Source organism: Pseudonocardia sp. SID8383 (genome assembly GCF_009864975.1).
Taxonomy (GTDB): domain Bacteria; phylum Actinomycetota; class Actinomycetes; order Mycobacteriales; family Pseudonocardiaceae; genus Pseudonocardia; species Pseudonocardia alni.
Map to the genome: position 1 here is coordinate 1 of NZ_WWFY01000956.1, position 7,549 is coordinate 7,549.

Below are 7,549 nucleotides of genomic sequence, written 5' to 3' on the forward strand. Positions count from 1 at the left end.
CAGTGCGGGCCGGGGCGCCTCGGCGGGCGCGACGTCCTGCCCGACCGAGGCCGCCGCCGTGGCCGGGACGGCCTCGTCGGTCAGCGACCCGGCGATCGGGGCGAGCGCCGCGACCAGCGACAGCAGCAGCACCGCGACGAGGCGGCGGGCCGGGCTGCGGGTCGTGCGCACGAGGGTGATCCGTCCGGTTCGGGGGTTTCCTGCGGCGACGGTACCGGTCACCGCACCGGCGACGACGGCGCAGGGGTCGGGCACCGGGCGCGCGGCCGCTCGCCGTTCGGCACAATCGCGACCGCACCAGCGTGACGACCCAGAGAGGACGACTGACGTGAGCACGGATCCGTCGACCAGCGAGACGATCGACTCCGACACGACGGGCGGGGAGACGATCGAGTTCCAGGCCGAGGCCCGGCAGCTGCTGCGGTTGATGATCCATTCGATCTACTCGAACAAGGACGTCTTCCTGCGCGAGCTGATCTCCAACGCCTCCGACGCGCTGGACAAGCTGCGCCTCGCCGCCTACCAGGACAAGGACCTGGGCGCCGACACCGAGGACCTGCACGTCGAGCTCGTGCCGGACGCCGGGGCGCGCACCCTCACCGTCCGCGACAACGGCATCGGGATGACCCGCGACGAGGTCGTCGACCTGATCGGCACCATCGCGAGGTCGGGCACGGCGGAGCTGCTCGCGAAGCTCCGGGAGGCCGGCGACGACGCCCGCCAGGAGCTGATCGGCCAGTTCGGCGTCGGCTTCTACTCCTCGTTCATGGTCGCCGACCGCGTCGAGCTCGTGACCCGCAAGGCCGGCGCGGGCGAGGGCGTGCGGTGGACCTCCGACGGTGAGGGCACCTACACGATCGAGCCCGTCGCCGACGCCCCGCAGGGCACCGCGGTCACCCTGCACCTCAAGGCGTCCGACGCCGAGGACCAGCTGCACGACTACGCCGACCCCTCGGTGCTGCGGCGCATCGTGAAGACCTACTCCGACTTCATCACCTGGCCGGTCCGGATGCCTCCCGGAACCGGCACGGCGGGGGACGCGGACGACGCTGCGCCCGAGACGCTGAACTCGATGAAGGCGCTGTGGGCCCGCCCGCAGAAGGACGTGACCGAGGAGGAGTACGCCGAGTTCTACCGGCACGTCAGCCACGACTGGCAGGAGCCGCTGGAGACGATCCGGCTCGCCGCCGAGGGCACCTTCGAGTACCAGGCGCTGCTGTTCCTGCCGAAGGTCGCGCCGATGGACCTCCACATGCGCGACGCCCGCCGCGGCGTCCAGCTCTACGTCCGGCGCGTGTTCATCATGGACGACTGCGAGGCGCTCGTCCCCGAGTACCTGCGGTTCGTCAAGGGCGTCGTCGACGCCGCGGACCTCTCGCTGAACGTGTCGCGCGAGATCCTCCAGCAGGACCGCCAGATCTCGGCGATCCGCAGGCGCCTGGTGAAGAAGGTGCTGTCGGTGCTCGGCTCGCTGCGCGACAACGAGCCGGAGAAGTACGCGACCTTCTGGGAGCAGTGCGGCCGGGCGCTCAAGGAGGGACTGCTGTCCGACGCCGACAACCGCGACACCATCCTCGGGGTCTCGGCGTTCGCGACCACCCACGACGCCGACGCGCCGACCTCGCTCGCCGCCTACACGGAGCGGATGCGCGAGGGCCAGGACGCGATCTACTACATGACCGGGGACTCGCGGACCGCGATCGAGGCCTCCCCGCACATGGAGGCGTTCCGGGACAAGGGCTACGAGGTCCTGCTGCTCACCGACCCGGTCGACGAGGTGTGGGTCGACGCCGTCGACGGCTTCGACGGCACCCCGCTGCGCTCCATCGCCAAGGGCCAGGTGGACCTGCAGACCGACGAGGAGAAGGAGGAGGCGGCGGCGAAGCAGACCGAGTTCGCCGACCTCTGCACCTGGATGGCCGCGGTGCTGACCGAGGACGTCAAGGAGGTCCGGCTCTCCACCCGGCTCACCACCTCCCCGGCCGTCCTCGTCGGCGACGAGTTCGACATGACCCCGACCCTGGAGAAGATGTACCGGGCGATGGGGCAGGAGCCGCCGAAGGTGAAGCGGATCCTCGAGCTCAACCCGTCGCATCCGCTGGTCACCGGGCTGCGCGACGCCCGCGCCGCGGGGAAGGACGAGAGCGGCACCGTCGAGCTGCTGCACGGCATGGCGCTGTTGGCCGAGGGCGGCGAGCTCGCCGACCCGTCCCGGTTCGTGGGGCTGCTCGCGGAGCGCCTGCAGCACGCGCTCTGACGCCGGGCGGCGCGGGGACCGTGCCGTGACGAGAGCCGCACATCTGAAGAGTCACTCAGGTGTCGTGGCTATGCTGTCGCGGTGATCGGGAACCCGCGCCGCTGGGCGCCGCTGCTCGCCGGACTGGTGCTCCTCGCGGGGTGCGGCGCGGGTGACCCGGTCGCGGCACCCGCCGGGCACGGCGACCACGGCACGGGCCCCGCCGCCGACGCGGTCGTCAACTGCGGCGTCGATGTGCCCGTGCAGCGCCCGGAGCGGGTCGTCGCGATGTTCCAGAACGGCATCGAGGCCGTCCTCGCGCTCGGGGCGGGGGACCGGCTGGTCGGCGCGGCCTACCTGGACAATCCGCTGCCGGCACAGCTCGACCCGGACTTCCGGCCGCAGGACTACTGGCCCGAGGAGTACCCGTCGCGCGAGGAGGTGCTGCGGGTCGACCCGGACCTCGTCGTCTCCGGCTTCACCGGTGCCTTCACCCGGGAGGGTCTCGGCACCCGCGCCGAGCTCGGTGCCACCGGCACGGAGACCTTCCTGTTCAGCGCCTACTGCCCGACCGCCGACGGCGGCGACCAGCAGAGCATCGGCGACAACGACGTGTCCTTCGCCGGCGTCGAACGCGACCTCACCGACCTCGGGCGCCTGCTGGGCGCCGGGGACCGGGCCGCGCAGGTCGTCGCCGGCATGCGCGGCACCGTCGCCGACGTCGCCGCCCGGCTCGACGGCGTCACCGATCGTCCGCGGGTGGCGATGCTGAACTCCCCGGGCAGTACCGGTGAACTGCGGGTCTTCGGCACCGGCGACGTCGCGACCACGATCATCGAGGCCGCGGGCGGGCGGCAGGCGTTCGACAGCGTCGCCGGCCGGCAGCGCACCGTGTCCCTGGAGGGCGTCGTCGCGGCGAGCCCGGACGTGATCGTGATCCCGGCCTGCTGCGGGCGCGACGTCGGCCCGGAGGGCGCGGAGCCGCTGGCCGAGCGTCTGCGGAACGACCCGGCGCTCGCGACGGTCCCCGCGGTACGCGACGGGAAGGTGTTCACCACGACCTTCGCCGAGATCAGCCCCGGCATCCGCAACGCCGACGCGGTCGCGACGCTCGCCCGGCGGCTGCACCCCGACCGGTTCGGCGGCTGAGCCCCGGCGACGGGCGGGTCGGGGGTGGAGTGCGGATCCGCCCGGCGCCGTTGCCGAGCGGACGACCGGAACCGTAGCGGGTCCGCGTCGCCCGCGACAGCGACCGTGCCCCGATCGTTGCTAGGGCTCCTCCGAGCCCGGGGGCAGCGGCGGGTTGCCCGGTCGCAGCCCGTCGAGCAGCAGCGCCAGGTAGCGGGCGCGGTCCTCGCCCGACGCCGTCTCCGCCGCGTCCGACCCCTCGGCGACGGCCAGCGCCATGACCAGTACCGCCGACAGGTCCCGCGGGGTGAGCTCCGGACGCACCGCACCGGCCTCGCGCGCCCGGTCCAGCAGCCGGGTCAGCGTCCGGCCGTAGCGCTCGGCGGACTCGACGTCGAACGCGCCGGCCTCACGGGCCAGCTGCAGGATCGTCCGCCGTCCGGCGATCGCCTCCACCGCCCGGCCCAGCGACCCGGCCAGGTCGGCCCAGGGGTCGCCGTCCCCGGCGGCCGCGGTCGGCTCGATCTCCGCGACGAACACCTGGTCCAGCACCGCCCGCACCAGCACGTCGCGGGTCCGGAACCGGCGGTACAGCGTCGCGACGCCGACCCCGGCCCGGCGCGCGATCTCCTCCAGCGGGACGTCCGCTCCGTCGGACTCGAACGCCGCGGCCGCCGTGTCGACGATCCGGCGGTGGTTGCGGGCGGCGTCGGCGCGCAGCGGACGGCCCGCCGGGGAGCCGTCGAGCGACGAAGCGGTCATCACTGCACGGTATCGCCCGGCCTCACCAGGTCACCGGCAGCGTGTGCATGCCGTAGACGAAGTGGTAGGCCCGGAAGGCCTCGGGCGGGACCGGCCCGGCCGGGGCGAGCGTCGGGAAGCGGCGGAGCAGGGCCGGGAACGCCGTCGCCATCTCCATCCGGGCCAGCGGGGCACCCAGGCAGTGGTGCACACCGTGCCCGAACGCGACATGTCCGGCCGCGCCGCGGGTGAGGTCGAGCCGGGCGGGGTCGTCGAACCCGGACCCGGTGTCGCGGTTGGCGGTGGGCAGCGAGCACATCACCAGCGACCGCGCCGGGATCGGGGTGTCGCGCAGGACGGTGTCGGTCGTCGTCACCCGGACCACACCGGTGTGCACGATCGACAGCCACCGGAGCAACTCCTCCACGGCGGGCCGGGCCAGCTCGGGGTCGCTGCGCAGCAGCGCGGCCTGCTCCGGGTCCTCCAGCAGCGCCAGGGTGCCCAGCGACAGCATGTTCGACGTCGTCTCGTGCCCGGCGATCAGCAGCAGCGACGCGATCCCGACCAGCTCGTCGTGGCTGATCTCCTCGCCGTGCTCGCGGATCAGCATCCCGAGGATGTCCTCGCCCGGGTCGGCCAGAGCCGCGTCGACGAGCCGGCTCATGTAGGCGCGGTTCTCCCGGCCCACGGCCAGCCGCTCCCGGGCGGGCAGGGACACGTCGAGCAGGCGCGTCGACCGGGCGGTGAACTCGTCGCGGTCGGTGTAGGGCACCCCGAGCAGCTCGCAGATGACCATCGACGGCACCGGCAGGGCGAACAGGGAGACCAGGTCGGCACCCGGCCCGGCGGCCTCCAGCGCGTCGAGGTGCTCGTCGACGATCTCGGTGATCCGCGGCTCCAGGCGGGCCATCCGGCGCTGGGTGAACTCGCGGGTGAGGAAGCGGCGCAGCCGGGTGTGCTCCGGCGGGTCCTGCAGCAGCAGCTGGCCGGCCCGCATCTGCTCCTGCTCGCGCTCCGACAGCGGCGGTGCGTCCGGGCGGGTCAGCTCGGCGCTCCCGGCGTTGGAGTAGGTCGCGGCGTCGCCGAGCACGTGCCGCACGTCGTCGTAGCGGGTGACGAGGTAGGCCTCGGCGCCGAAGGCGGTCCGCACCCGTGGGACGTCGCCGGAGTCGCGGATGCGCTCCAGCTCGGCGTCGGGCAGGAACCGGTCGCGGCGCATGTGCAGCGGGAGCGTGAAGTCCGTGGCGGTGTCGGTCATGGTGCTGGCCTCCGGAGGGTCGGCGGGCGCGTCGCACCCCACGGTAACCGCTCAAACGACAGTGTGCTCTCGTTTCGCGTCACCTGTCCGGTACGCCCCGGATAACCGCCGGACCGGTGGCACCGGGCGAACCGTGACAGGCTGCAACCGTCATCGGCGACGGCGCCCCGGGGAGATCCGTGTTCCAGCAAGATCCCGAACCACTCGGCAGTCTCTGGCTGTCCGCACTCGTCGCACTGCTCCCGCTGGTGGCGATCTTCGTGACGCTGGGTGCCCTGCGCTGGAAGGCGCACTGGGCCGGGCTGGCCGCACTCGTCGTCGCCGTCGCGGTCGCGGTGGCGGCCTTCGGGATGCCGGTGCACCTGGCCCTGCTCTCGGCCACCGAGGGAGCGGTGTTCGGCCTGTTCCCGATCATGTGGATCGTCTTCACCGCGATCTGGCTCTACCAGCTCACCGTCGCCGCGGGCCGGTTCGAGGACCTGCGCGCCGCCTTCGGGCTGATCTCCGACGACCCCCGGGTGCAGGCGATCATCATCGCGTTCTGCTTCGGTGGTCTGCTCGAGGCGCTGGCCGGGTTCGGTGCCCCGGTGGCGATCACCGGCGTCATGCTGATGGCGCTCGGGTTCTCCCCGGTCCGGGCGGCGGTCGTCGTGCTGCTGGCCAACACCGCCCCCGTCGCGTTCGGCGCGGTCGGCACGCCGATCATCACCGCGGGCACCCTCACCGGGATCCCGTACAACGAGATCGGCGCCGTCGTCGGACACCAGACCCCGGTGCTCGCGTTCATCGTGCCGACGCTGCTGGTGCTGCTCGTCGACGGGAGGCGCGGGGTGCGCCAGGTCTGGCCGGTGGCGCTCGTCATCGGTCTCGCGTTCGCCGTCGCCCAGTGGCTGGCCGCCACCCACCTCTCGGTCGAGCTCACCGACATCGTCGCCTCACTGACCGGGCTGGCGGCCGGCGTGGTCCTGCTGCGCTTCTGGCAGCCGCGCGGCGGCGCCGAGGCGACGGAGACGCTGCGCATCGAGCGCACCGCCGACGCACCCGTCGAGGACCCGGGAGGCGACGGCGGTGGGTCCGTCGCGACCGAGAAGCGCACCCTCGCCGAGCGCTCGCAGGCGCTGTCGGTCGGCAGGCTGTTCATGGCCTTCGCGCCGTACCTGCTGATCATCGTGGTGTTCTCGGTGGCGAAGCTGGTCGGCCCGGTGTCGACCTTCCTGACCGGCACCGACATCGAGATCGGCTGGCCGGGGCTCGACGGACAGGTCCTCGGCGCGTCCGGGGACCCGGTGTCGACCACGACCTACAGCGTCCAGTGGCTGTCCTCGCCCGGCTCGCTGCTGCTGATCTGCGGCATCGGCGTCGCGGTGATGTACCGGCTCACGCCCGCGACGGCGGTCCGGGAGTTCGCCGCCACCGCGTACAAGCTGCGGTTCGCCTTCCTCACCGTGGCCACCGTCCTCGCGCTGGCCTACGTGATGAACCTGTCCGGGCAGACGATCTCCATAGGCACCTGGATCGCCGGGACCGGCGCGGCGTTCGCGTTCCTCTCGCCGATCCTCGGCTGGCTCGGCACCGCGGTCACCGGCTCGGACACCTCGGCCAACGCCCTGTTCGCGACGCTGCAGCAGACCGCGGCCGAGCAGGCGGGCCTGGACCCGCACCTGATGGTCGCGGCGAACACCTCCGGCGGCGTCGTCGGGAAGATGATCAGTCCGCAGAACCTCACCATCGCGGCGACGGCCGTGGGCGTCGCCGGCCGGGAGTCCGAGCTGTTCCGGCGGACGATCTTGTGGAGCGTCGGGCTGCTCGCGGTGCTGTGCGTGCTGGTGTTCCTGCAGTCGACCCCGGTGCTCGGATGGATGCTCCCGACCTTCTGACCACGCCGCCGGGCGCTGCGGAAAGATCGCCCGGGTGCGCCTGACCGTCCTGCCCACCGCCGATCTCGGGCGCGACGGGCTCCGTGCCCTGCGTGCCCTGCTCGACGCCGCGTTCCCCGCCGACGCCGACGGGGCCGGCGGGTTCGACGACGCCTCGTTCGACCACGCGCTCGGCGGGGTGCACGTGCTGGCCGGTCCGCTGCACGACCCGGTCGGGCACGCGGCCGTCGTGGGCCGCAGGCTGCTGCACGACGGCGTCGCGCTGCGCACCGGCTACGTCGAGGCCGTGGCCGTGCGGCCCGGGAGCCA

Annotated in this window: 5 protein-coding genes and 1 pseudogene; 4 read left to right on the top strand and 2 right to left on the bottom strand. The window is 73.2% G+C overall.

The features are described from left to right. Positions 1-328 precede the first annotated feature (328 nt). Positions 329-2,257, top strand: a complete 1,929-nt coding sequence (gene htpG / locus GTW08_RS22760) for a molecular chaperone HtpG (RefSeq protein WP_083658884.1) — start codon at positions 329-331, stop codon at positions 2,255-2,257. A gap of 81 nt (positions 2,258-2,338) precedes the next feature. Beyond that, entirely contained in the window at positions 2,339-3,385 is a 1,047-nt protein-coding gene (locus GTW08_RS22765; protein ID WP_346009958.1) for an ABC transporter substrate-binding protein, read from the top strand. Between the two features lie 120 nt (positions 3,386-3,505). Here the strand turns inward: GTW08_RS22765 and GTW08_RS22770 are convergent, their stop codons facing one another. Next, on the bottom strand, positions 3,506-4,126 hold the full coding sequence (locus GTW08_RS22770; protein ID WP_062402483.1) for a TetR/AcrR family transcriptional regulator: 621 nt from the start codon (positions 4,124-4,126) through the stop codon (positions 3,506-3,508). Positions 4,127-4,148: 22 nt separating this feature from the next. Further along, positions 4,149-5,363: a cytochrome P450 gene (locus GTW08_RS22775; RefSeq protein ID WP_073577150.1), complete on the bottom strand. Its 1,215-nt coding sequence runs from the start codon at positions 5,361-5,363 to the stop codon at positions 4,149-4,151. Between the two features lie 179 nt (positions 5,364-5,542). Here GTW08_RS22775 and GTW08_RS22780 point away from each other — a divergent pair, with 179 nt between their 5' ends. Next, positions 5,543-7,240, top strand: a complete 1,698-nt coding sequence (locus GTW08_RS22780) for an L-lactate permease (RefSeq protein ID WP_073577060.1) — start codon at positions 5,543-5,545, stop codon at positions 7,238-7,240. Positions 7,241-7,274: 34 nt separating this feature from the next. Beyond that, a pseudogene (locus GTW08_RS22785) lies at positions 7,275-7,549 on the top strand (hypothetical protein); the annotation flags it as partial.